Annotated in this window: 18 protein-coding genes; 8 read left to right on the top strand and 10 right to left on the bottom strand. The window is 71.8% G+C overall.

Annotated elements, in window-relative coordinates:
- Positions 1-98: 98 nt before the first annotated feature.
- A complete protein-coding gene (locus tag ABD374_RS28190) occupies positions 99-1,385 on the bottom strand; it encodes a M14 family metallopeptidase (RefSeq protein WP_344498816.1) in 1,287 nt (428 codons plus the stop codon).
- On the bottom strand, positions 1,385-3,361 hold the full coding sequence (locus ABD374_RS28185) for a Xaa-Pro dipeptidyl-peptidase (protein WP_344498814.1): 1,977 nt from the start codon (positions 3,359-3,361) through the stop codon (positions 1,385-1,387). Before ABD374_RS28185 ends, ABD374_RS28190 begins: the two co-directional genes overlap by 1 nt.
- Before the next feature lie 174 nt (positions 3,362-3,535).
- On the opposite strand from ABD374_RS28185, the gene ABD374_RS28180 reads away from it, so the two are divergent.
- Entirely contained in the window at positions 3,536-5,047 is a 1,512-nt protein-coding gene (locus ABD374_RS28180; protein WP_344498812.1) for a M1 family metallopeptidase, read from the top strand.
- 147 nt (positions 5,048-5,194) lie between these two features.
- On the top strand, positions 5,195-6,235 hold the full coding sequence (locus ABD374_RS28175; protein WP_344498810.1) for a LacI family DNA-binding transcriptional regulator: 1,041 nt from the start codon (positions 5,195-5,197) through the stop codon (positions 6,233-6,235).
- Positions 6,236-6,271: 36 nt separating this feature from the next.
- On the opposite strand, the gene ABD374_RS28170 is transcribed toward ABD374_RS28175, so the two are convergent.
- A complete protein-coding gene (locus ABD374_RS28170; protein WP_344498808.1) occupies positions 6,272-9,061 on the bottom strand; it encodes a glycosyl hydrolase in 2,790 nt (929 codons plus the stop codon).
- A gap of 538 nt (positions 9,062-9,599) precedes the next feature.
- On the opposite strand from ABD374_RS28170, the gene ABD374_RS28165 reads away from it, so the two are divergent.
- Positions 9,600-10,577, top strand: coding sequence for a nitroreductase/quinone reductase family protein (locus tag ABD374_RS28165; protein WP_344498806.1), 978 nt, complete (start codon positions 9,600-9,602; stop codon positions 10,575-10,577).
- A gap of 97 nt (positions 10,578-10,674) precedes the next feature.
- Here the strand turns inward: ABD374_RS28165 and ABD374_RS28160 are convergent, their stop codons facing one another.
- Positions 10,675-11,547, bottom strand: coding sequence for an oxygenase MpaB family protein (locus ABD374_RS28160; RefSeq protein ID WP_344498804.1), 873 nt, complete (start codon positions 11,545-11,547; stop codon positions 10,675-10,677).
- Positions 11,548-11,836: 289 nt separating this feature from the next.
- Here ABD374_RS28160 and sph point away from each other — a divergent pair, with 289 nt between their 5' ends.
- The 3 genes from sph (at position 11,837) to ABD374_RS28145 (ending at position 15,036) form a co-directional block, all read left to right on the top strand.
- Positions 11,837-12,847: a sphingomyelin phosphodiesterase gene (gene sph, locus ABD374_RS28155; RefSeq protein ID WP_344498802.1), complete on the top strand. Its 1,011-nt coding sequence runs from the start codon at positions 11,837-11,839 to the stop codon at positions 12,845-12,847.
- A 262-nt stretch (positions 12,848-13,109) separates the two neighbouring features.
- A complete protein-coding gene (locus ABD374_RS28150; RefSeq protein WP_344498800.1) occupies positions 13,110-14,111 on the top strand; it encodes a cation diffusion facilitator family transporter in 1,002 nt (333 codons plus the stop codon).
- A gap of 196 nt (positions 14,112-14,307) precedes the next feature.
- Positions 14,308-15,036, top strand: a complete 729-nt coding sequence (locus ABD374_RS28145; RefSeq protein ID WP_344498798.1) for a MerR family transcriptional regulator — start codon at positions 14,308-14,310, stop codon at positions 15,034-15,036.
- 99 nt (positions 15,037-15,135) lie between these two features.
- On the opposite strand, the gene ABD374_RS28140 is transcribed toward ABD374_RS28145, so the two are convergent.
- The 4 genes from ABD374_RS28140 to ABD374_RS28125 form a co-directional block, all read right to left on the bottom strand.
- Positions 15,136-17,310 carry a 3-hydroxyacyl-CoA dehydrogenase NAD-binding domain-containing protein gene (locus ABD374_RS28140; RefSeq protein WP_344498796.1) on the bottom strand — a complete coding sequence of 725 codons (2,175 nt, stop codon included), beginning with the start codon at positions 17,308-17,310 and terminating at the stop codon, positions 15,136-15,138.
- Between the two features lie 38 nt (positions 17,311-17,348).
- A complete protein-coding gene (locus tag ABD374_RS28135) occupies positions 17,349-18,563 on the bottom strand; it encodes an acetyl-CoA C-acetyltransferase (protein WP_344498794.1) in 1,215 nt (404 codons plus the stop codon).
- Positions 18,564-18,611: 48 nt separating this feature from the next.
- Positions 18,612-19,754, bottom strand: coding sequence for an acyl-CoA dehydrogenase family protein (locus ABD374_RS28130; RefSeq protein WP_344498792.1), 1,143 nt, complete (start codon positions 19,752-19,754; stop codon positions 18,612-18,614).
- 116 nt (positions 19,755-19,870) lie between these two features.
- On the bottom strand, positions 19,871-21,052 hold the full coding sequence (locus ABD374_RS28125; protein ID WP_425577379.1) for a CaiB/BaiF CoA transferase family protein: 1,182 nt from the start codon (positions 21,050-21,052) through the stop codon (positions 19,871-19,873).
- A gap of 96 nt (positions 21,053-21,148) precedes the next feature.
- Here ABD374_RS28125 and ABD374_RS28120 point away from each other — a divergent pair, with 96 nt between their 5' ends.
- Complete coding sequence (locus tag ABD374_RS28120) at positions 21,149-22,375, top strand: saccharopine dehydrogenase family protein (protein WP_344498788.1); 1,227 nt, start codon at positions 21,149-21,151, stop codon at positions 22,373-22,375.
- Here the strand turns inward: ABD374_RS28120 and mmpA are convergent.
- Both mmpA and ABD374_RS28110 read right to left on the bottom strand, forming a co-directional pair.
- The gene (gene mmpA, locus ABD374_RS28115) at positions 22,362-22,583 is read right to left on the bottom strand and encodes a morphogenic membrane protein MmpA (protein ID WP_344498786.1); all 222 of its coding nucleotides are present in this window, start codon (positions 22,581-22,583) and stop codon (positions 22,362-22,364) included. The genes ABD374_RS28120 and mmpA overlap by 14 nt on opposite strands.
- A gap of 51 nt (positions 22,584-22,634) precedes the next feature.
- The gene (locus ABD374_RS28110; RefSeq protein WP_344498784.1) at positions 22,635-23,336 is read right to left on the bottom strand and encodes an endonuclease V; all 702 of its coding nucleotides are present in this window, start codon (positions 23,334-23,336) and stop codon (positions 22,635-22,637) included.
- Between the two features lie 33 nt (positions 23,337-23,369).
- On the opposite strand from ABD374_RS28110, the gene ABD374_RS28105 reads away from it, so the two are divergent.
- Complete coding sequence (locus ABD374_RS28105) at positions 23,370-23,669, top strand: YciI family protein (RefSeq protein ID WP_344498782.1); 300 nt, start codon at positions 23,370-23,372, stop codon at positions 23,667-23,669.
- Positions 23,670-23,686: the final 17 nt, after the last annotated feature.

Here is a 23,686-nt window from a genome sequence, read left to right as displayed (position 1 = left end):
TTCTGTTCGTGCGACACAAGCGGCACCTTTCAGGGATTCACGGAGCCTGATTTCGCTCTCCCGTACCCCCTACCACATGTGTCGCACGTCACAGCCTTTCAGCAGGTGGTGTCGGGCCGCCCGGCGGTGAGGCGGTAGGCCGCACGCTCGTCGAGCAGAAGGACGGCCAGGGCTCGCCGGGACTGGCGGAGGGGTACGTACGCCCCCTCGGCGCCCCGGCGGGACGCCACACCGTGCAGGGCCAGCTCGTCCCCCACGTCCGCGTACTGCGCCGCGGAGAGGTGGTAGCCGCAGGGCGGGTCCTGGATGGTCTCGGCGGGCTCGGCCGGGTCGTTGTCGGCGCCGCCGAGGCGGACGGGGCCCCGGTCTGCGAAGCCCGCGCGGCGCGCCTGGGCGGTGGCTGCCCCGATGCGGCCGCGCCGCTCGTGCGCATAGGTGAACGCGCTCTCCAGAGCCGCCAGTTGGGTGCCGACACGGCGCCTGTTGTTGAGGGCGGGGTCCTTCTTCTCCGCTTCGGTGAGGGGGTCGACGCGGGTCTCCACCAGGAGGCCCACCGAGTGCTTGATGCCCGCCGTGTTGCGCAGGATGCGCTCCTGGCCGTCGCCCGCCACCTGCTTGACGGGCTCGCCCGTCACCGGGTCGGTCCAGATGCCGTAGACGCCGCTGCTGAATCCGGCGTCCTCGGCGCCGGGACGCACGTACGACTCGGAGAGGGTGCGCGCTTCGGCGTGCACCCGGCCGGCCGTGTTGAGGTTGCGGGGCCAGAGGGCGAGCAGGTCCTTGTCGTAGTACGGCGGGGTGGCGCCGTACTCGTGCAGGTCGTAGACGACGTCGGGGCGGTGGTCGCGGACGACGGCGGCCATCGCCCGCCCCTCGGCGGTCCTGAGGGCGATGTGGTCACGGTTGACGTCGACACGGTCGGAGTTGCCCCGGGTGTCGGCGGCGCGGCCGTCGGGGTTGGCGGTGGGGACGACGAGGACCGTGGTGCGGGCGAGGAAGTCGAGGGTCTTCTTGTCCTTGGCGTACGCGAGGTCCCGGACGGTGGTCAGGCAGGCTTCGCGTCCTGACGGTTCGTCGCCGTGCTGGGAGCAGATCAGCAGCACGGTGTTCTCGGTGCGCCGCTGGTCCGCGATGCGTACGAGTTGGAGCGGGCGGCCCTGCTTCGTGGTGCCGATGCCGGACAGTGTGACGCGCGCGCTGCCCCGGTCGACGGCGGCCAGCAGGGCCTGCTCCTCGGGCTGGGTGGTCCAGCGCGCGCCGTTGGACACCTCGAAGCCGGTACGGGGCGGAGCCGACGCCGCCTGGGCGGGCGCCGTGAGGACGGCGGGGGCGGCGAGGGCCGCCGCGGTGGCGCAGAGCGCGAGTGCGCGGACAGGTGGGCGCATCAGGGGGTGCCTCCCGGGATCGGGCGGGCGGAGCGCGGCTCGGCCACGCCGTCGAGGCGGGCGCCCGACGGGGTGGCGTAGGAGGAGCCGGCGGTGGCGGTGGCGAACTCCTTGGCGCCGCCGACCACGGGGAGCTCGGCGCTCGTACGGGACAGGTCGAGGCGGAGGGTGGGGGTGGTGGAGGGCGGGTCGATGAGGCCCGCGTCGGTGCCGCCGACGATCAGCGCGAGACGGTGTCCGGCGGGGACGACGTGGTCGCTCGCGTGGAGGTCGAGGGTGATCGTGTACCGCTTGCCCGGCGTGAGCGGACGGCCGCGGTCGGCGTCGGCGTACGTGCCGAGGTCGGCCCAGCCCCGGCTGAAGACGGTGTGGTCGACGTTCGCGGTACGGGCCTTGGTCTCCTTGAAGCAGGAGCTGTCACCGGTGGTGCTCGGGCCCCAGCAGGTGCGGTCGGTGAGGGTGGTGATGCCTTCGCCGGCCGCGGTGTAGTCGCGGATCGTGTCGGGGCCGAGGTCCACGAGGACCGCGGAGAGGTGCGCGGTGGAGGTGGAGGGCGTGGCGGTGACGGTCACCTCGGAGGAGCCGGACAGGCGCAGGGCGCGGGTGAGGGGCTTGGTGGTGAAACCGGCCTTGGAGGGGGTCGAGGTGTCGATCCGCGCGGCCCAGTCGCTCTCGCCGAGCTTGGGGTCGTCGGTGAAGGTCTCGGTGGCGCCGGGGGCGGCGGGCTTCAGGGAGAGGGTGCCGACGCCGGGTGCGGAGCCCTTGCCGGGGCGCAGGGCGGTGGCCCCGGCGGAGCGGGGCGGCCAGACCTTGTCGGTGGTCCACCGGTCGGGGGCACGCTCGATGTCGGCCATCGGCTCGCGGTCGATGCCGTTGTCGTAGCCGAGGAGTTCGTGGTCGAACCAGCGGTGCAGGGTCTTCACCCAGTGCCCGCGGCGGAAGTCGAAGGGGTCGACGTGGCCGGTCTGGGAGAGCCAGATCTTGCGGTCCACCCCGGCGTCGGCGAGGGCGTCCCACCACTGGCCGAAGTGCTTGGCGCGGACGTTGAGGTCCTGCATGCCGTGTACGACGAAGACACTGGCCCTGACCTTGTCCGCGTCCGGTACGTAGTCGCGCTCGGCCCACAGGCGGGTGAAGTCGCCGTTGCGCGGGGCTTCGTCGACGAGGCGCTGCTGGACGGCCTGGCAGCGGGCGCGGGCTTCGGGGCTCTCGACGTAGTCGGAGAGCCAGTCGGGACCGCTGTCGTAGAGCGGGGCGCCCTGGGCGAAGTAGTAGTCGTACCAGGAGGAGATCGCGCCGATCGGGACGATGGTCTTGAGGCCCTCGACGCCGGTCGCCGCGACGCCGTTGGCGACGGTGCCGTCGTAGCTCTTGCCGATCATGCCGGTGTTGCCGGTGGACCAGCCCGCCTTGGCGCGCTCGCCGCCGGTGCGGCTGGTGTACGCCTTGCCGCGGCCGTTCAGCCAGTCGACGACCGCCTTGGCCGACTGGACGTCGGAGCGGCCGCCCACGTCGACACAGCCGTCGGAGCGGTTGGTTCCGGCGAGGTCGACGGCGACGAAGGCGTAGCCGCGGGGAACGAAGTAGTTGTCGTAGTAGAGGGGGAACCGGACGGGGTCGCCGTTCGCGTCGTACGTCTTCTTCTGGCTCTCGTTGCCGCGGCCGCAGCAGGAGTAGTACGGGCTGGCGTCCATGATGACGGGTACTTTCCGGCCCTGCCGGGCGGGTTCCCGGGGACGGACGATGTCGACGGCGACCCGGTCGGTCTTCCCGTCCCCGTCGGCGTCGAGCCTGGTGTCCACCCATACGGCTTCGCGGATCGCGTCGGCGTAGGAGTGGACGGGTCTGCTCTCCTTGGGGCCGGCCGCCGCGGACTGGGCGCCCGTCGGGGTCAGCACGACCGCCATCAGGGCGGCCGCGGCCGCCGGTACGAACCTTCGCCACTTCACGTGGGGTCTCCGCGCAGGTATCGGCATGGGCCGGAAGGTACCCCGGTCAACTGCTGCGCAAAAGGGGGCGGCGACGCACAGTGGTGAGCAGCGTGACGGCCGGATGTCAGTCCTGTGACAGCAGTGACCGTGGACATGGCTGGTGGCACAGGCGCTGAATAGTCTTCAGACGATCGTTCGGACCGACCATTTGGAGCATCCGTGCACCGCAGACTCCTCACCCCCGGCGTGCTGACGGCCTCACTCCTGCTGGCGATCCCGGCATCGGCCGCGGACTTCTCGCCGGGCGCCCCGGGCATCGGCGACCCCTACTACCCGGCCAGCGGCAACGGCGGGTACGACGTGTCGCATTACGACCTCCGCCTTAAATACCAGCCCAGAACGGATCTGCTGGAGGGCACGGCGACGATCCTCGCCACCACCACGCAGAACCTCTCGCGCTTCAATCTGGACTTCGGTCTGGGCGTGAGCGAGGTGCGGGTCGACGGGAAGAGGGCGAGGTTCGCGAAGGAGGGGGACCAGGAACTCGTCGTCACCCCCGCCGCCCCGCTGGAGAAGGGCCGGGCCGCCTCGGTCGTCGTCCGGTACGCCGGAAAGCCGTCCGCGCTGAAGGTCGGCGGCTACACCGCCTGGCACCGCACCCCGGACGGCGGCGTCGCCGCCCAGGAGCCCGACTCGGCCGTCTGGTGGTTCCCGAGCAACGACCACCCGCTGGACAAGGCGACGTACGACGTCTCCGTCGCGGTGCCGGACGGCACCCAGGCCATCAGCAACGGCGTGCTCCAGTCGCAGAGCTCGAAGCTCGGGTGGACCCGCTACCACTGGCGCTCGAACAAGCCGCAGGCCAGTTATCTCGCCACGCTCGCGGTCGGCAGGTTCGACATCACGACCGACAGGACGGCGGACGGCCTGCCGGTGCTCAACGCGTACAGCAAGGACCTCGGCGACAACGCCGGAGCGGCGCGCGCGAGCATCGAGCGGACCACCGAGGTCGCCGAGTACCTGGCCGGGGTCTTCGGCCCGTACCCCTTCGACGCGCTCGGCGGTTACGTCCCGAACGTGGCGAGTGGTTACGCGCTGGAGACGCAGACGCGGCCGTTCTACAGCCCGCGGCAGTTCGCCGACGGAGCGAACGTCTCGGTCGTCGTCCACGAGCTGGCCCACCAGTGGTACGGCGACAGCGTCGCCGTCAAGGGTTGGAAGGACATCTGGATCAACGAGGGCTTCGCCCGCTACAGCCAGTGGCTGTGGTCCGAGAAGGAGGGCGAGGGCACGGCGCAGGAGCTCGCCGACTACGTCTACGAAACGCGTGCGGCCGACGACCCCTTCTGGACGGTCGAGCCGGGCGACCCGGGCCCGGACGACCAGTTCCACATCGCCGTGTACGACCGGGGCGCGCTCGCCGTGCAGGCGTTGCGCAACGAGGTCGGCGACGAGGACTTCTTCAGGATCCTGAAGGGCTGGCCGGCCGCGTTCGCGCACGGGAACGCGAGCGTGGGCGACTTCGTGAAGTACGCCGAGAAGGTGTCGGGCGAGCCGCTCGGCGCACTCTTCGACACCTGGCTGTACGAGCCGTCGAAGCCGGGCGCCCCGGCCGCGGCCGAATCCCGTATCGCACGCTCGGACACCGGTGGAGGCGGTGTGCCCGCGCGGCCCGAGTCGTGGAAGAAGATCGCCGCGACGAACACGGTCCACGAGCACGGACACCGCTGACCGGCGGTGTCCACGAAGTCTTCGCAATCTCCGAAGACTTCGAATGTGGGGCTGAAAGCGCTCTCAAGGGCTCTCGCGGGGGTGTGACGGCGGATACGCTCCCTCCCGGAAGCATTTCCCCCTCCGACTCGCCGAGGAGCGCCCGCCTTGCCCGAGCAGCCCGCCGGTTCCCGCCCCACGCTGGAAGCCGTCGCGGCCCGCGCCGGAGTCTCCCGGGCCACGGCCTCCCGGGTCGTCAACGGCGGCGCGGGCGTGCGGCAGCCGCTGGCCGACAAGGTGCGGGAAGCGGTCGAGGAGTTGGGGTACGTCCCGAACCAGGCGGCCAGGTCCCTCGTCACGCGGCAGAGCGGCGCGGTCGCCGTGATCATCGCCGAGCCCGAGTTCCGGGTCTTCTCCGATCCCTTCTTCGAACAGCAGGTGCGCGGGATCAGCAGGGAACTGACGGCGAACGACTCCCAGTTGGTGCTGTTGTGGGTGGAGGGGCCCGGCGACCACGACCGGATCGCCCGCTACCTCGGGGGCGGCCACGTCGACGGCGCACTCGCCTTCTCGCTGCACCACGACGACGGACTGCCGGCCCTCATCCGCGACTCCAGGGTCCCGGCGGTCTTCGGCGGACGGCCCGGCTCCGGCTCCGGCTCCGGGGCGGCGGTGCCGTACGTCGACTGCGACAACCGGGGCGGCGCCCGCAGCGCCGTACGCCATCTCGCCGGCCTGGGGCGGGAGCGCATCGCGCACATCGCGGGACCCCGCGACCAGACCTCCGCCGCCGACCGCGCCGACGGCTACCGCGACGTGCTCTTCGACGCCGATCCGGCCCTGACCGTCCAGGGCGGCTTCACCGTGGACAGTGGTGCTCGCGCGATGGCGGAACTGCTGGACCGGCGGCCGGACCTGGACGCCGTCTTCGCCGCCAACGACCTGATGGCCGCGGGCGCGCTGCGGGTCCTGCGGGAGCGGGGGCGGCGGGTGCCGGAGGATGTCGCGCTCGTCGGGTTCGACGATGTGGCGGGCGTCGCCGAGGCGGCCGATCCCCCGCTGACGACGGTCCGCCAGGACATCGAGGGAATGGGCCGGCTGATGGTCAGGCTGCTGATGCGCGTCCTGAGCGGGCGCGACGGGCGGGAAGCGGGTGCTCCGGCCTCGGTGATCATGCCGACCGAACTGGTGCGGCGGGCCTCGGCCTGAGCGGCCGGGGCCCGCCGTGTGTGGGATGCGGGCCGGTCACTGGAAAGGAATCACCAGGACCGAATCCGCCGTGCCGGTCCGCAGTTTCGCCGTGCCGTTCCCGATGGCGCTCCACACTTCGAGACGTATAGTGCCGCCCCTGAGGTCACCGGGCGTGCCGGTGGCCGAGACGAGGCCGCGGGCCTGGGTGTACTCCTCCCAGCCGGTCACCGGGTCGGTCGCGAAGTACCGGTACGTCTCCGTCCGGTCGTACGTGCCGTCGCCGGTCAGGTCGTAGCTGACGCGCGCCTGCTGGCCGAGGCCGACCGTCGTGCCCGCGTCGACCTGGAGGCGGAAGGCCGTCGGCGTACCGGGCTTGAGCGTGCCGTTGACCCCCTTGACCGTGTACGTCAGTGGCTGGTGCGGGGTGCCGTCGTGGTTGGCGCCGCCCGCCGAGGCGATGGTGTCGGTGGTGGCGGTGGTGCCGGTGGCGGTGGTGAGGGCGCCGCCGGTGCGCAGCTGGAAGGTGTTGCCGGTGGGCGGTTCGGGGTCCGGGCCGGGGTCGGTGCCTCCGGTGCCGGTCGCGGTCGAGCGGGCGGGGACGGTGAGTCTGACGCCGTCCGAGAAGGTCACGGTGCGGGTGGTGGCGGAGTGGTTGTGGGCGGCGTACGTCCGTACCGTGCCCTTGGTGAAGACGGCGGAGGTCGGGATGTCACCGTTCACGGTCGCGTCGGGGGCGCCGAGCGCGTCGAGGGTGTTGATCCAGTGGTAGGTGTGCGCCTTGGACTCGCCCTGTTCGGGGGTGTAGGAGGCGTGGCCCGCGTCCCACTTGGCCTTGGCGGCGGCCGGGTCGGCCAGCGACTGGAACTCCCAGAGGATGTCGCGCCATTCGACGGCCGGGCCCCCGTTCCGGCGTTCCATCTCGGCGAGGTTGCGCCGGACGGCGGTCTTCTCACCGCCCAGGTGCAGTGAACCGCCGGTCACCGGGAGGACGTTGATGCCGTGGATCTCCTCCGGGTTGGCCGTCCACCAGGTGGCGTACGCCCCGCCGCTCCCCCACACCATGCCGACCGTGTCGTGGCCGAAGGAGGACGGGAAGACCTGCTCGTCGGCGTCGAACCAGTACTGCGCGATCGCCTCGGACTCGGTGGTCAGCAGGTACGTGCCGAGGTCGCGCAGGCCCGTGTCGCCGGTCGCCGCGCCCCACAGGACCAGGCCGGCGCTGAGGTTGGTGGACTCGGAGGACGACTCCTGGTTGTTGCCGGCGGCGAAGCCCTGGTGGCCGGAGGCCCAGCTGTGGCCCGCGTACACGTCGAAGCCGCGCAGGAAGGGGAAGGCGGAGTCCGTGCGGCTGGGGTTGGCGGCGTCCCGCACCAGCGTCTTGACCATGCCGCCCCAGGCGGAGTCGGCGGCCCAGGCCGGGTCGTACTGGGCGACGATCGCGGCCGCGTAGACGTAGTAGCTGTAGTGGAAGTGGTGGTCGTTGAGCTCGGTGTCGCTGCCGTACGACGCCGGGTAGCCGGTCAGCGTCTTCCAGGTCCTGTCGTACGAGAACTCGTTCGCGCCGCCGGCCGTGAACCAGTCCTGGAGGCGGCCCTTCATCAGGCCGAGGAGCTTGTCGCGGACGGCGGTCTCACCGATCTGGTCGGCGACGGGGACGAGCTGGGCGAGACGGCCCAGCGCCTTGCCGGTCCAGTACGTGTCGGTGGCGCCCGAGAACGGGTCGGAGGCGTTCGCGGCCTCGTTCAGATAGCCCCTGAGCCTCGCCCTGTCGACGCCGCTCGACTGCGGGAGGGCGGGCAGTACGGCGGAGGCCCGCTGGCTGGTGGTGAAGGACGCGCCCTCGCGGACCTTCATCGTGCCGCGCGGCGAGACGTACGTGTACGGGGTGAGCGGGTCGGAGGTGTGCAGCCACTGGTGGCGGTAGAGGGCCTGGAGCGTGCCCGTCTCGCTGCCCTCCTTCGCCTCGGTGGTGAGGGTGTACGTCGCCCTGACCGTGCCGCCGGCGGTGTTCCAGCTCGCCTTGGAGCCGGTGACGAAGCTGTACGCGTACTTCTTGTACGTCGCGAGGGCGTCGGTGGAGGGCAGCACGGCGAGCGAGAAGTAGTCCTTGGCGCCGAGGCCCGCCGTGAGGGTGGAGCCGGCGATGTTCCAGTCGCTGCCGGTCGGCGCGAACAGGGCGTAGTGGTGGCCGGAGACGGTGATGCCGAGGACGTTGCCCTGGTCGGCGAAGACGGTGGGCGCGGCGGCGGTGGTGATCTGGGCGCCGGCGCCCGAGCCCTTGGCGTACACGAAGGGCAGGCCGTGGCCGATGGTGGTGCGCAGGGTGCGGGCGCCGTCGGACCAGTAGGGGGTGACGGTCCAGTCGGACCAGTCGTCGGCCTTGGTGTCGGGCGAGTTGAGACCGGTCAGGCCGAGCGTGAGGTCGCGCTTGTGGGCGTACTCGTACTGGCGGCCGTCACCGACGACGGCGGGAGTCGTCGGGTAGCCGACTTCGAGGCCGGCGGCGGTGGCCTGGTAGGTGAGCGGGTGCCCGTACATGGGCGTGGAGTGCGGGTTGTCGCCGTACCGCTGGAAGGCGAGGGAGGACCACCAGTCGTTGGTGGGGAGCGGCTTGTCCTTCGCGGCCGGGGTGAGCTTGGGGGTGACGGGTGTGCCGGTGTTGGTGGTGGGGCCGGAGGTTCCGGCGGGGCGTACGTCGGAGTAACTGCCCGACCCGACGGGGATGGTGGCCGCGGCCGCCGGGGCGGCGGTGGTGCCGAGGCCGAGGGCGGTCAGGGCGGAGACGAGGATCAGCGCGGACGCGGATCGGGCGGATCGGGCTGATCTGGACGGGGGGGCTGGCATGGACGGCACCTCGAAGTCGTGGGGGAAGGGCGTCCGAGAGCGCTCTCAGATGTCAAGGAACGTAAAACTCCTGAAATGCAAGTGTCAATACGTGTGACACGCACGGCAGTTGGGGATGCGGTGGGTCACCGCGCGTTCAACTGTTGACGGAACGGGGCGGGTGGGGCGGGGGCGGTCGGCGCGGCACCGGTGCGTGATCTTCCCCGTTGACAGGCGACTGCCGGATACGTGTAATGGACCCGGTGTCGCGTGACTCCGGCCAAAGAGCAGTGGGCCGGCCGGTGATCGGGCGAACACCCTTCACTCGAGGGGCCCGCCATGAGTTCACACTCCGCGCCCTGTACATGACGTAGCGCAGCCGCACGTCGCCTTCCGTCTTTCACTCCGCGCGCTTCCCGGCACCGTCACGCGTGCCGCACCGCGCCATGCGGTGCGGTGCGGTCGCGTGCCGCGCGGTCGCTCCGCCCTGCGCGCACCACCATCGGCCACTCCCGCAGCCACTGCGGATCCCTCTGCATCTCCGGAGACACAGAACCGTATGCCCACGTCTTTCAATCAATCGGTCATCGAGGAATTCCGCGCCAACGAAGGGAAGGTCGGCGGCCCCTTCACGGGCGAGGACCTGCTCCTCCTGACGACCACCGGCGCGAAGTCGGGGAAGGAGACCACCACTCCCCTCGGCTACGTCCGCCACGGCGATTCGCTGGTGGTCGTCGGTTCCAACCTCGGTGCCCCGCGTCATCCCGACTGGTACCACAACCTGCTCGCCCATCCCGTGGTACAGGTGGAGACCGGCACCCGTACCTTCGAGGCCCTCGCGGTTCCCGCCGAGGGAACGCGGCGCGAGGAACTGTTCGAGCACGTCGTACGAGTGGCGCCCGGGTACGGCGAGTACCAGGACCGGACCACCCGGCTCCTGCCGGTCGTGGTGCTGGAGCGCGCCGAGCCCGACGGCTGGGAGGGCCCTGTCGAAATCAAGAGCCTGGCCGACAAGCTCATGGAGGTCCACACCTGGCTGCGGGGCCAGTTGCGTCAGGTGAGGGCGGAGGTCGACGCCCACTTCGCCGCACGCGCGGCCCACCATGGCCCCGGCGAACCGCAGGCCCCGGGTCTCGGGTTGCAGATCCGGCAGCGCTGCCTGGCGTTCTGCCAGTCCCTGGAGTTCCACCACACCAGTGAGGACGCGCACCTGTTCCCCGGAATCGCCCGCTACCACCCCCACTCGGCCGACACCTTCGACCGGCTCAGCGACGAACACCGCACGGTCGCGCGCCTCCAGGGCGAGCTGGTGGCCCTGCTGTCCGGCATCGGCATCGCCGACCCCCGGCGTTTCCGCTCCGAGCTGGACCGGATGTCGACGGAGCTGAACGCACACCTCGACTACGAGGAAGAGTCGCTTCTGCCCCTCCTCGCCGAAGTTCCATGGCCGCCGGCTCCTCCCGTGAACACGGCCGAGGACAGCGGCGGCGCCGGGGACGGTGACGACAGGGAGGACAGTGACGACAGGAACGGCTGACAGGGGCACGCGGGGCTGTGACGGTCCGGTTCCTCCGGCGTCGCAGCTCCACGGCCCGCCCGGGCGGAATGGCCGGGCGGAATGGCCGAGAGCGCTCTCAGCCGTTGCGGGCGGCGACGCCGCCGCGGTACCGCGCCCGGGCCTCCTGCGCCAGGGGCAGATAGCGCAGCCGCTCGGGCAGCAGCGGAACCAGGGTGCGTACGACGCGGCTGAACCGGCGCAGCCTGCGCTCCTGCGCGTCGCTCCACTCCAGTCCGAGGGCCCGGCGCGCGTCCGGCGGCAGGTAGCCGAGGGTCAGGAACGCCCTGAAGCGGGCCAGCGGCGGCAGCAGGACCGGCCACAGGGCGCGCAGGACGAGACGTACCGGCAGCGGGCCCCGGTCGGGGGCGGGGACCCGGGCGTCGGTGGCGAGCAGCTCGCGCACCACCACGGTCGCTTCCAGTTCGTCGGCCAGCATCCTGCGGTAGTACGGCCAGAACTCCTCGACGGTCTGCGGCATGTCCCGGTCGTCGATGCCGAGGATCCGGCCGACCCGGAGCCACTCCGCGTACAGCTGCCGCTCCTCGGCCCCGGTCAGCGGCCGGACGAGGTAGCGCAGCGCGTGCCGGTAGCACGGGAAGCCGGTGGCGTGGACCCAGGAGTAGGGGGCGGGGTCCAGGGCGTGGTAGCGGCGGCCGTGCGCGTCGGTGCCCCGGATCGTCCTGTGGAGCCGCCTGAGCCTGCGGCCTTCCTCGGCGGCCGCCTCTCCCCCGTACACCCACAGCTGCACGGAGCGCAGCGACCGCTCGCCGCGTCCCCACGGGTCCGTACGGAAGACGGAGTGCTGGTCGACGCCCGCGCCGACGGCCGGGTGCGCGACCTGGAGGGTGAGCGCGGCGGGCAGCATGAGCAGCGCGCGCACGTCCCCGGCGACCGACCACAGGATGCCGCCGGGCGGGGGTGGTACGGGGTCCTGCCTGCCTTTTCCCACCCCTCCAGTATGCGATTGCGGTTCCGTCCGAGGCGGCACGGGGCACAGGCCGCACACGCGGCGGTGGAGCACGCAGCCGGTGGAGGAGCTGTACCGGCGGGTGCACCAGGTCTGCCGGACCCACCGGATCCACCGGGCCTACCGGACTTGCCGGGCCGGCCGGTGACGGAAGTTGGCCAGATCATGCGCAGCCGGTCGGCCATTCGCCGCCGAATGGCTACCGGCAGGTAACTCCGACTGATTTGATGTGCCGCGCCGATCATCACCCCCACTCGAAACGGGAGTTCCAGTGCCGCACTCCGTGCTCCGCCGCACCCCTGGCGCAGCCCTGGCCACCGCACTCGCGGCCGCCACACTTGCCGCGACCGCCCCGTCCGCCTCCGCTGCCCCGACGGTCCCGGCGGCGCCGGCCGCCGCCGGGGTGCCGTCGCTGAAGGTGCTGGCGTACAACACCTTCCTCTTCAGCAGAAATCTCTACCCCAGCTGGGGCCAGGACCACCGGGCCAGGGCCATCCCGGCGGCCTCCTTCTTCCGGGGCAACGACGTCGTCGTCCTCCAGGAGGCCTTCGACAACGGCGCCTCGGACGCGCTGAAGAGCAACGCCGCCGCGCAGTACCCGTACCAGACACCGGTGATGGGCCGCAGCAAGGAGGGCTGGGACGCGACCGGCGGGTCCTATTCCGCCACGACCCCGGAGGACGGCGGGGTCGCGGTGCTCAGCAAGTGGCCGGTCGTGCGCAAGGAGCAGTACGTCTACAAGGACGCGTGCGGCGCCGACTGGCACTCCAACAAGGGCTTCGTGTACGCCGTGCTGAACGTGAACGGCGCGCCGGTCCACGTCGTCGGCACGCACGCCCAGTCGACCGACCCGGGCTGCGGCGCGGGCGAGGCCGCGCAGATGCGCAGCCGGCAGTTCAAGGCGATCGACGCCTTCCTCGACGGCAAGAACATCCCCGCCTCCGAGCAGGTGATCGTCGCGGGCGACTTCAACGTCGACTCGCACAGCCCCGAGTACGCCACCATGCTCGCCGACGGCGGCCTGGCCGACTCCGACGCGCGCACCGGCCACCCGTACTCCTTCGACACCGCCGACAACTCGATCGCGTCCGAGCGCTATCCGGACGATCCGCGCGAGGATCTCGACCACGTCCTGCACCGTGCAGGGCACGCCAGGCCGGCGGGCTGGACGAACGAGGTGATCAAGGAGCGGAGCGCGCCCTGGACCGTCTCCAGCTGGGGCAAGCAGTACACGTACACCAATCTGAGCGACCACTACCCGGTCGTGGCGGGCAGCCGCTGACCGCACCCCCTCCTGCGGGCCGGCGTCACGCTCCGTGCCGTGCCGTCCCGTCCGTCCTGGTGAACACTGGTGAACAGAGGACCGGGACGGACGGCGGGCGGCCCGGCGGTAGCGCCGCGCGGGCGAGGGGGTGTTCCTGGCGGGGGCATGGCGGCCGTGCCCGGTGCGTTCTGGAGCGGCGCAATCGCGAGCCGTTCGCACCTGGTCACGGGCGGTTCTTCGACAGTGGCTGCAAGGGAGCCGATGTGCCAGTGTGACGTACATGACGGGTCACGGACACGGACACGGGCATGGGCATGGACACCACCATGGTCATCAGGACCGGATCGACTCCGCGCTCGAAGGGTCGTCGGCCGGGCTGCGGACCCTCTGGTTCTCCTTCGCCGTGCTCGGGGCGACCACCGTCGCCCAGGCCGTGGTCGCCGCCCTCTCGGGGTCGGTCGCGCTGCTCGGTGACACCGTCCACAACGCCACCGACGCCCTGACCGCCCTGCCCCTCGCCGTCGCCTTCCTGCTGGGGCGGCGTGCGGCGACCCGCCGTTACACCTACGGCTTCGGGCGGGCCGAGGACCTGGCGGGCGTGTTCGTGGTGCTGGTGATCGCCGCCTCCGCGGTGTTCGCCGGGTACGAGGCGGTGCGGCGGCTCCTCGAACCGCAGGAGGTCAGCCACCTCCCCGCCGTCGCCGCGGCCGGCCTGATCGGCTTCGCGGGCAACGAGTGGGTGGCGCGGGCCCGTATCCGTACCGGCAGGAGAATCGGTTCCGCCGCGCTGGTCGCCGACGGGCTGCACGCCCGCACCGACGGATTCACCTCCCTCGCCGTGCTGCTGGGCGCGGGCTGTTCGGCTCTCGGCTGGCGTTACGCCGACCCGCTGATCGGGCTGGTGATCATGGTCGCGATCGTGCTGGTGCTGCGGGGCACCGCCCGGGAGATCTGGCGCCGGCTGATGGACGCGGTCGATCCGGCGCTGGTGGACGAGGCCGAGCGCGCGCTCTCCCGTGTCGGGGGCGTACGGGCGGTGGGGGCCGTCCGGATGCGGTGGCTCGGTCACAGCCTGCGCGCCGAGACGTCCGTGGTGGTCGATCCGGACCTGACGGTGGTCCAGGCGCACGCGGTGGCGGTGGCCGCGGAACACGCGCTGCTGCACGCGGTGGAGCGGCTGGCCTGCGCCACGGTGCACGTGGACCACGCCCCGCAGGCGGCGGCTCCGGACCCGCACGCCACCCTGGCCCACCATTTCGCCCCGCCCGTGTCCTCCCGGTGACGCGCGCGACGGCAACCGCAGTCTCGCCCGCTGTCGGCCCCCGCGCGGTTGCGGGCGTGTGACCGGTCCCGGACCTGGCACAACCGTACGGGCCACCACCGGCAGTCGGGCCGGACGCTTTCACCACACTGGTGAGACAGCAATACTGTTGCACTGGACCGCAGCACAGCAGTGGGACGGGAAGCGAGGCGCAGACATGACGACGGACACCGGGGAGCCGACGCTCACGGTAGACGAGCTGGCCGCACGGGCCGGTGTCACGGTGCGTACGGTCCGCTTCTACAGCACGCGCGGCCTGCTCCCGCCACCCGTGATCGGTCCGCGCCGCGTCGGCCACTACGGGCCCGCCCACCTCTCCCGGCTGGCGCTCATCGAGGAGCTCCAGCACCACGGCATGACGCTCGCCGCGATCGAGCGCTACCTGGAGCAGCTGCCGCCCGGCCTGAGCGCGCACGACCTGGCGATCCACCGTGCGCTGGTGGCGACGTGGGCGCCCGACTCGGCGGAGGACGCCACCCGCGCGGAGCTGGACCGCCGCGCGGGCCGCTCCCTGACGGAGGAGGACATCGACCGGCTCGCCGCGATGAACGTCCTGGAACGCACGGACGCCCCCGGCACCTTCCGCGTCGACCCGGGGCTGCTGGCGCTCGGCATGCAGCTGCTCGACGTACCGATAGCGCACGAGACGATACTCGCCGCCCGCACCGTCCTGATGGAGCACACCCGCTCGGCGGCGCACGCGCTCGCGCGGCTCTTCAAGGACGAGGTGTGGAGCCCCTACCGGGAGCGCGAGTCGGATCCGGAGCATGTGAAGGCGATGAAGTCGCTGTCGGCGCACATGCAGCCGATGGTGGTGCAGGCGCTGGTCACGACGTTCCAGCGGTCCCTGAAGGAGGAGTTGCGGACGGCGTTCGGTACGGAGTGACCCAGGGCGCGGGGGCAGGTGCGGGGCGGGTGCCGCCGCGCGGAGCTCTCCCCGCCCCGCGCCGGGGCCCCGCGAGGGGACCCCGGTGCCCGCGGGCGATCACGCGTCGCTGAATCTCTCCCCCCGCTCGGCCTTCTCCACCAGCAGCGCCGGCGGTGTGAAGCGCTCGCCGTACGTCGCCGCCAGCTCGCGCGCGCGGGCCACGAAGCCGGGCAGGCCGCCCTCGTACCCGTTGATGTACTGGATCGCGCCGCCCGTCCAGGCCGGGAAGCCGATGCCCATGATGGAGCCGATGTTGGCGTCGGCGACCGACGTCAGCACGCCCTCCTCGAAGCAGCGGACCGTGTCCAGCGCCTCGGAGAAGAGCATCCGCTCCTTCATGTCGGTGAAGGGGATCTCCACCCCCGGCTTGGTGAAGTGCTCGCGCAGACCCGGCCACAGACGGGTGCGCTTCCCGTCCTCGCCGTACTCGTAGAAGCCCGCTCCGCCGCTGCGGCCCGTACGCCCGAACTCGTCGACCATGCGGTCGATCACCGCGTCCGACGGGTGTTCCGGCCAGGTGAAGCCCGCCTCCTCGACCGCCCGCTTCGCCTCGTTCCGGATCTTGCGCGGGAGGGTGAGCGTCAGCTCGTCCATCAGGGACAGGACCTTCGCCGGGTACCCGGCCTGGGCCGCCGCCTGCTCGACGGACGCGGGCTCGATGCCCTCGCCGACCATCGCGACGCCCTCGTTGATGAACTGGCCGATGACCCGCGAGGTGAAGAAGCCGCGTGAGTCGTTCACGACGATCGGCGTCTTCTTGATCCGGCGTACGAGGTCGAAAGCACGGGCCAGCACCTCGTCGCCCGTCCGCTCGCCCTTGATGATCTCGACGAGCGGCATCTTGTCGACGGGCGAGAAGAAGTGCAGCCCGATGAAGTCGGCGGGGCGGGAAACGCCCTCGGCCAGGCCCGTGATGGGGAGGGTGGAGGTGTTGGAGCAGAGCAGCGCGTCCGGCTCCACGATGCCCTGGATCTCCTGGAACACCTTGTGCTTGAGCGAGGTGTCCTCGAAGACCGCCTCGATCACGGCGTCGCAGCCCGCCAGGTCGGCGGGGTCGGCGGTCGGCGTGATGAGGGCGAGGAGCGCGTCCCGCTTCGCCCCGGTCGTACGGCCGCGCGAGAGCGCCTTGGCGAGCAGCTTCTCGGAGTACGCCTTGCCCTTGGCGGCGGCTTCGGGCGTCACGTCCTTGAGGACGACCTCGATACCGGCCTTGGCGCAGGAGTACGCGATGCCCGCGCCCATCATCCCGGCGCCCAGGACGGCGACCTTGCGGACGGGGCGGGGCTCGATGCCCCGGGGGCGGTTGGCGCCGGAGTTGACGGCCTGGAGGTCGAAGAAGAACGCCTGGATCATGTTCTTGGCGATCTGCCCGGTGACCAGCTCGGTGAAGTACCGCGCCTCGATGGTCAGCGCGGTCTCGAAGTCGACCTGCGAACCCTCCACGGCCGCCGCGAGGATGTTGCGCGGGGCGGGGCAGGGGGCGCCCGCCGTCTGCTTCTTGAGGCCGGCGGGGAAGGCGGGGAGGTCGGCGGCGAAGCGCGGATGGGACGGCGTGCCGCCGGGGATCTTGTAGCCCTTGACGTCCCAGGGCTGCTGGGACTCGGGGTTGGCGTCGATGAAGGCGCGCGCCTTGGCGAGCATCTCGTCGGGGGTGGCGGCGAGTTCGTGGACCAGCCCGTTCTCCAGGGCGCGCTGCGGGCTGTACTGGGTGCCCTGGAGCAGGACCTTGAGGAGCGCGTCGGCGATGCCCATCAGGCGTACCGTACGGGTGACGCCGCCGCCCGCCGGGAGCAGACCGAGCGTGACCTCGGGCAGGCCGATCCTGGAGCCGGGGGCGTCGAGGGCCACGCGGTGGTGGCAGGCGAGCGCGATCTCGTAACCGCCGCCGAGGGCCGCCCCGTTGATGGCGGCGACGACCGGCTTGCCGAGGGTCTCGATGCGGCGCAGGGATGCCTTGATCGCCGTTCCGGTGTCGAACACCCGCTGGGCGTCTTCCGGGCCGACCTTGATCATGTCCTTGAGGTCGCCGCCCGCGAAGAAGGTCTTCTTGGCGGAGGTGAAGATGATGCCCCTGATCGCGTCCTTCTCGGCCTCCGCGCGGTCGGCGATCGCCGCGATGGAGGTCCTGAAGGCCGCGTTCATGGTGTTCGCGGACTGGTTCGGATCGTCGAGGACGAGGGTGACGACACCGCTCTCGTCCTGTTCCCAGCGGATGGTGGTGCTCTCGCTCATGGCTTCTTCTTCTCCGTAAGGGGAATGGGGCACGACGGTCAGAGACGCTCGACGACGGTGGCGATGCCCATGCCGCCGCCGACGCACAGGGTGGCGAGGCCGTACCGCTGGTCACGGCGTTCCAGCTCGTCGATGAGCGTGCCGAGGATCATCGCGCCGGTGGCGCCCAGGGGGTGGCCCATGGCGATGGCGCCGCCGTTGACGTTGACCTTGTCGAGGGAGAGGCCCATGTCCTTGACGAAGCGCAGGACGACGCCCGCGAACGCCTCGTTGATCTCGACCAGGTCGATGTCGCCGATGGTCAGGCCCGCCCTGGCGAGTGCCTTGCGGGTGGCGGGCGCGGGGCCCGTCAGCATGATGGTGGGCTCGGAGCCGGAGACGGCCGCCGAGACGATACGGGCGCGGGGGGTGAGGCCGTGGCGCTCGCCGACCGCCTGCGAGCCGATGGCGACCAGGGCGGCGCCGTCCACGATGCCGGAGGAGTTGCCCGCGTGGTGCACGTGGTCGATCTCCTCGACCCAGTGGTACTTCTGCAGCGCGACGGCGTCGAAGCCGCCGTGCTCGCCGATCGCCGCGAAGGACGGCTTGAGCGCGGCGAGCGACTCGGCGGTCGTACCGGGGCGCATGTGCTCGTCGTGGTCGAGGACGACCAGGCCGTTGCGGTCCAGGACGGGGACGACGGAACGCGCGAAGCGGCCGTCCTTCCACGCCTCGGCGGCCCGCTCCTGCGACAGCGCGGCGTACGAGTCGACGTCGTGGCGCGTGAAGCCCTCGATGGTGGCGATGAGGTCGGCGCCGATGCCCTGGGGCGCGAAACCGGTGTCCCAGCTGGTCATCGGGTCCATGGCCCAGGCGCCGCCGTCGGATCCCATGGGGACGCGTGACATCGACTCGACGCCGCCCGCCAGCACGAGGTCCTCCCAGCCGGAACGGACCTTCGCCGCCGCCATGTTGACGGCCTCCAGGCCCGAGGCGCAGAAGCGGTTCTCCTGTACGCCGGCGACGGTGTCGGGCAGTCCGGCCGCGACGGCCGCGGTGCGCGCGATGTCGGAGCCCTGGTCGCCGAGGGGGCTGACGACGCCGAGGACGATGTCGTCGACGGCCGCCGGGTCCAGGTCGGGGAAGCGGCGGCGGATCTCGTGGATGAGGCCGACGACGAGGTCGATCGGCTTGGTGCCGTGCAGGGCGCCATTGGCCTTGCCGCGCCCGCGCGGGGTGCGGATCGCGTCGTACACAAACGCTTCGGTACTCAAGACAGCAGCCTTTCGAGGGGTACGTGACAGAAGGCGGGCGAGAAGTGCTCAGGCGAGGAGCGAGCGGCCGATGATTTCCTTCATGATCTCGGTCGTGCCGCCGTAGATCGTCTGGATGCGGCCGTCGGTGAAGGCCCTGGCGACGGGGTACTCGGCCATGTAGCCGTAGCCGCCGTGCAGTTGCAGACAGCGGTCGGCGACGCGCTTCTGGAGCTCGGTGGCCCACCACTTGGCCATCGACGCGTGGACGGCGTCGAGTTCCCCGTTCGAGTGATCGACGATGCAGCGGTCGAGGAAGGTGCGGGTGACGGCGCACTCGGTGGCCATCTCCGCGATCTCGAAGCGGATGTGCTGGAGTGTGGACAGCGGCCGTCCGAACGCCTCGCGCTCCTTGACGTACGTCGTCGTGATCTCCAGCAGGTACTCGGCGGCGGCGATGCCGGCGACCGCGATGCCCATGCGCTCCTGCGCGAGGTTGGTCATCAGGTGGGCGAAGGCGCCGTCGAGCTCCCCGAGCAGGTTCTCCTTGGGGACGTGTACGTCGTGGAAGAAGAGCTCGGCGGTGTCCTGGGACTTCTGGCCGATCTTGTCGAGGTTGCGCCCGCGCTCGAAGCCCTCGGCGCCGCGCTCCACGACGAGCAGGGACAGGCCCTTCGCTCCGCCCTCGGGCGACGTCTTCGCGACGACGATCACCAGGTCGGCGAGGATGCCGTTGGAGATGAACGTCTTCGAGCCGTTGAGCACCCAGTGGTCGCCCCGGTCCTCGGCCGCCGTACGGATGCCCTGGAGGTCGGAGCCCGCGCCCGGTTCGGTCATCGCGATGGCGGTGATCGTCTCACCGGTGCAGAAACCGGGCAGCCAGCGCCGCTTCTGCTCGTCGGTGGCGAGCCCGGTGAGGTACGGGCCGATGATGTCGTTGTGCAGCCCGAGCGCGAGCCCGGACGCGCCGGCCCGGGTGAACTCCTCGGCGAGTACGGCGCTGTAGCGGAAGTCGGAGTTCCCGCCGCCCCCGTACTCCTCCGGTACGGCGAGACCGAGCAGGCCCTGCCTTCCGGCCGCCAGCCACGCCTCCCGGCTGACGATGCCGTCCTTCTCCCACTGCTCGTAGTACGGCGTCACCTCCTTCGCCAGGAAGGTGCGCACGGTCTGCCGGAAGGCTTCGTGCTCCGCGGTGAAGATCTGACGCTTCAACTGTGCCTCCTACGGCCGGCCCTTGCGGTCCTTGACAGTTTCGATCGGCCCGGCCGGTTCGGGACCGGCGGGAAGGACGCCGAGGACCGCGCGGCTCAGCGGTCCGGGGAGCCCCATCAGGCACCGCCGTCCCCGGCGAGCCCCGGTACGTCCCAGTCCCGCGCCACCTCGGCGGCGCCGGCCCCGGGCCGGGCGGGGCCCCGCCGTACGGATCCGGGCGTGGCGGAGAACCGGGGCGCGGGGGCCGGCTGGACGATCCCGCCGTGGTCGGTGAACGTGGAGCGCGCGGCCAGGTGCGGGTGGGCGGGGGCCTCGCGCAGCGAGAGGACGGGGGCGACGCAGGCGTCCGAGCCCTCGAAGACGGCGGTCCACTCGTCGCGGGTCTTCGCCTTGAAGCGGGCGGCGATCGCTTCGCGCAGCTCGCCCCAGCGGGCCGTGTCGTCGCGGGCCCGCGCGTCCCCCGCCTCCAGGCCGAGGAGCTCGGTGAACTCGGCGTAGAACTGCTGCTCCAGCGCTCCGACCGCCATGTACCGCCCGTCGGAGGTCTCGTAGGTGCCGTAGAAGGGACAGCCGCCGTCGAGCAGGTTGGCCGACCGCCGGTCCTGCCAGCCGCCGGCCGCCAGCATGCCGTGGATCATCGTGGCGAGGTGGGCGGCGCCGTCGACGATCGCGGCGTCGACGACCTGCCCGGTGCCGCCCTCGGCACGGGCGTGCTGGAGCGCGGCGAGGACGCCGACGACGAGGTAGAGCGAGCCGCCCGCGTAGTCGCCGACGAGGTTGGCGGGGACGGTGGGCGGCTCGTCCGCCCTGCCGAACATGCCGAGGGTGCCGGTGAGGGCGATGTACGCGATGTCGTGCCCGGCGCGCCGGGCGAGCGGGCCCTCCTGGCCCCAGCCCGTCATCCGCCCGTACACGAGCCGCGGATTGCGGGCCAGGCAGGCGTCGGGGCCGACGCCGAGGCGCTCGGCGACGCCGGGGCGGTAGCCCTCGATGAGCACGTCGGCGCGCTCGACGAGGTCGAGCACCCGGGCCGGGCCGTCCGCCGACTTGAGGTCGACGATCACCGAGCGTTTGTTGCGGTTGGTGAGGTCGTGTGCCGGGTCGACGCCCAGCCCCGCGCCGCCGGGGCGGTCCACCCGGACCACGTCGGCGCCGAGGTCCGCGAGGAGCATGGCGGCGAACGGGCCGGGGCCGATCCCCGCCAGCTCCACCACGCGCACCCCGTCCAGAGGTCCGTGCGGGCCGTTCCCTGTGCCTGCCATCAAGCCCCCAGCGCTGTGACACAACTGATGTAACATCAAGGATGCTAAGAACGCGCTCCCCTCAGCACAAGCCCCTGGGGCAAGCAAGCGCTTAGTTCTTTTTACTCCCCATTGCCGCTAGCCTCTGCCCCCATGAGCGAAACAGTGCGGGACAGTGGCAGCACGGGGCGCGCGTACGACATCGTGCTCTTCGGGGCGACGGGCTTTGTCGGGGAGCTCACCGCGCGGTACCTCGCCGTCCACGCGCCCGCCGACTGCCGCTGGGCCGTCGCCGGGCGCGACCGCGCGAAGCTGGAGAAGCTGCGCGAGCGGCTCGTCGCGGTCGATCCGGCCTGTGCGACGCTCCCCCTCCTGCACGCCGACGCGTCCGACCCCGCCTCGCTGCGCGAACTCGCCGCGAGCACCCGGGTCCTGGCCACGACGGTCGGTCCCTACATCCGGTACGGCGAGGGGCTCGTCGCCGCCTGCGCGGACGCGGGTACGGACTACGCGGACCTGACGGGCGAGCCGGAGTTCGTCGACCGGATGTACCTCGGGTACGACGCGCGGGCCCGCAGGAGCGGGGCACGGATCGTGCACGCCTGCGGCTTCGACTCGGTCCCGCACGACCTCGGGGTGTACTTCACCGTCAAGCAGCTGCCCGAGGGCGTACCGCTGCGCGTCGACGGATTCGTACGCTCCCGCGCGATGTTCTCGGGCGGCACCTTCGCCTCCGCGATCACCGCGCTGGGGCGTGGGCCGCAGATGCTCCGGGCCGCGAAGGAGCGGCGGCTGTCCGAGCCGGGGCCCGTGGGACGGCGGGTGCGGGCCCCGCTCGGCGGGGCGCGGCGCAGTCGTGAGACGGGGACCTGGGCACTGCCGCTGGCGACCATCGACCCGCGGGTGGTGGTCCGTTCGGCGGCCGCGCTGGAGCGGTACGGTCCGGATTTCCGCTACCGGCACTACGCGTCGGTGAAGTGGCTGCCGGTCGCGGTCGGCGGAGTGGCGGCGGTGGGGGCCGCCTTCGCGCTCGCCCAGTTCCCGGCGGCGCGTGCCTGGCTCACGAACCGGTACGCGGCGGGCTCGGGTCCCGACGAGGAGCGCAGGGCCAGGAGCTGGTTCACGGTGCGCTTCGTGGGCGAGGGCGGCGGGCGGCGGGTGTTCACCGAGGTGTCGGGCGGCGACCCGGGCTACGACGAGACGGCGAAGATGCTGGCCGAGTCGGTGCTGTGCCTGGCCTTCGACGAGCTGCCCCCCACGTCGGGGCAGGTGACGACGGCGGTGGCGATGGGCGAGGCGCTGCTGGAGCGGCTCAGGGCGGCGGGGCTGGGATTCCGGGTCGCGGACGTGCGGGAAGCGACCGGGGTCACTGACCGGTGACCCAGCCCGCGATGGTGTAGATCATCCCGCCGGTCCAGCCCAGCGCGGCCAGGCCGCCGAGCAGAATCCCCATGTTCGTACGGCGTCCCGCCCGGTGGACCGTCACGGACTCGGCCGCCCTGGGGTACGTGGGGTGCTCGGGGTGCGCGTACAGGTGCGCGTGCACGTCGAGGCTCGGGCTCGGGCTCGGATTCGGGTAGGGGTTCATACCATCACCCTGTCCCATCACCCTGGTTCAAACATCCGTACAGATACTCAGTTACGCGCCTGTTCCGAAACCGGCGCCGACCGCCTCGCGCAGGGCCCGCCGGCACAGGGCGTCCGCCCTGCGTGTCGACTCCGGGAGCCGGAAGCCCGGCGCCAGGCGCAGCGTGTGCGCGCAGGCGTTGTCCAGGCTCACGCGGTGGCCGACGGAGACGAAGACCGGCTTCACCCCGTCTTGCGTACGCACCGCGCGGCCCACCTCCTCACCCGCCCCGTCCAGCAGCGGCGACACGGCGCCGCGGTGGGGGCCCGGCTGCTCGTACGTGAAGGTGAAGGGGTTCTTGGCGACGCCGATGGCCGCGAGCCCCGTCACGACGCCGAGGTGGCTGGCGAGGCCGAAACGGCGCGGGTGGGCCTGCCCGTACCCGTCGCAGACCACGAGCCCCGGGTCCGCCGACAGCGATTCGAGGGCGGCGAGCACCGTGGGCAGTTCCCGGAACGCGAGCAGGCCGGGGACGTACGGGAAGGCGACGCGGCCCACCGCCGTGGCCTCCTCCACCACGGCGAGCGTCGCGGCGTCGAGGACGACGGCCGCCGCGGCGACGAGGTCACGCGCGTCGTCGTACGCCACGTCGACACCCGTCACCAGGCCGGTGCCGGGGGGCGGTCCCGGCTCGTCGAGCACCACGCGGGCGCGCAGTTCGTCCTGGATCGCTCGGGCTTCGGCTTCGCCGGCGGGGGAACTCGGGCTCTTCATAGTGATCAGAAGGGTACGGGTAGCCTGACGATCATGTTTGTACTGGAGCTGACCTACACCGCCCCCGTCGAGCGCGCCGACGAACTGCTGGAAGCGCACGTGGCCTGGCTGGACGCGCAGTACGAGGCGGGGGTGTTCATCGCCTCGGGGCGCAAGGTGCCGCGTGACGGCGGGGTGATCCTCGCCGTCGGGGACGACCGGGCGCGGATCGAGGAGATCGCGGCGGCCGACCCGTTCACGGTGGCGGGGGTGTGCGCGTACCGGATCACCGAGTTCGTGGCGACGAAGACGGCGCCGGGACTCGCGTCCTACCGGGAGCAGCCGCCCGCGTAGGGGAGGCTGCTCCCGGC

The sequence above is a fragment of the Streptomyces enissocaesilis genome, assembly GCF_039533765.1.
Lineage (GTDB): Bacteria > Actinomycetota > Actinomycetes > Streptomycetales > Streptomycetaceae > Streptomyces > Streptomyces enissocaesilis.
Note: the sequence above shows the minus strand (reverse complement) of the source record. Positions and strands in the feature narration are given on the sequence as shown.

Excerpts from the sequence above, each read along its gene's own strand:
- ABD374_RS28190 (WP_344498816.1), bottom strand. The coding sequence starts at position 1,385 with ATGCGCCCACCTGTCCGCGCACTCGCGCTCTGCGCCACCGCGGCGGCC.
- ABD374_RS28185 (WP_344498814.1), bottom strand. The coding sequence starts at position 3,361 with ATGCCGATACCTGCGCGGAGACCCCACGTGAAGTGGCGAAGGTTCGTA.
- ABD374_RS28170 (WP_344498808.1), bottom strand. The coding sequence starts at position 9,061 with ATGCCAGCCCCCCCGTCCAGATCAGCCCGATCCGCCCGATCCGCGTCC.
- ABD374_RS28165 (WP_344498806.1), top strand. The coding sequence starts at position 9,600 with ATGCCCACGTCTTTCAATCAATCGGTCATCGAGGAATTCCGCGCCAAC.
- ABD374_RS28150 (WP_344498800.1), top strand. The coding sequence starts at position 13,110 with ATGACGGGTCACGGACACGGACACGGGCATGGGCATGGACACCACCAT.
- ABD374_RS28145 (WP_344498798.1), top strand. The coding sequence starts at position 14,308 with ATGACGACGGACACCGGGGAGCCGACGCTCACGGTAGACGAGCTGGCC.
- ABD374_RS28140 (WP_344498796.1), bottom strand. The coding sequence starts at position 17,310 with ATGAGCGAGAGCACCACCATCCGCTGGGAACAGGACGAGAGCGGTGTC.
- ABD374_RS28125 (WP_425577379.1), bottom strand. The coding sequence starts at position 21,052 with ATGTTACATCAGTTGTGTCACAGCGCTGGGGGCTTGATGGCAGGCACA.
- ABD374_RS28120 (WP_344498788.1), top strand. The coding sequence starts at position 21,149 with ATGAGCGAAACAGTGCGGGACAGTGGCAGCACGGGGCGCGCGTACGAC.
- mmpA (WP_344498786.1), bottom strand. The coding sequence starts at position 22,583 with ATGAACCCCTACCCGAATCCGAGCCCGAGCCCGAGCCTCGACGTGCAC.
- ABD374_RS28110 (WP_344498784.1), bottom strand. The coding sequence starts at position 23,336 with ATGAAGAGCCCGAGTTCCCCCGCCGGCGAAGCCGAAGCCCGAGCGATC.
- ABD374_RS28105 (WP_344498782.1), top strand. The coding sequence starts at position 23,370 with ATGTTTGTACTGGAGCTGACCTACACCGCCCCCGTCGAGCGCGCCGAC.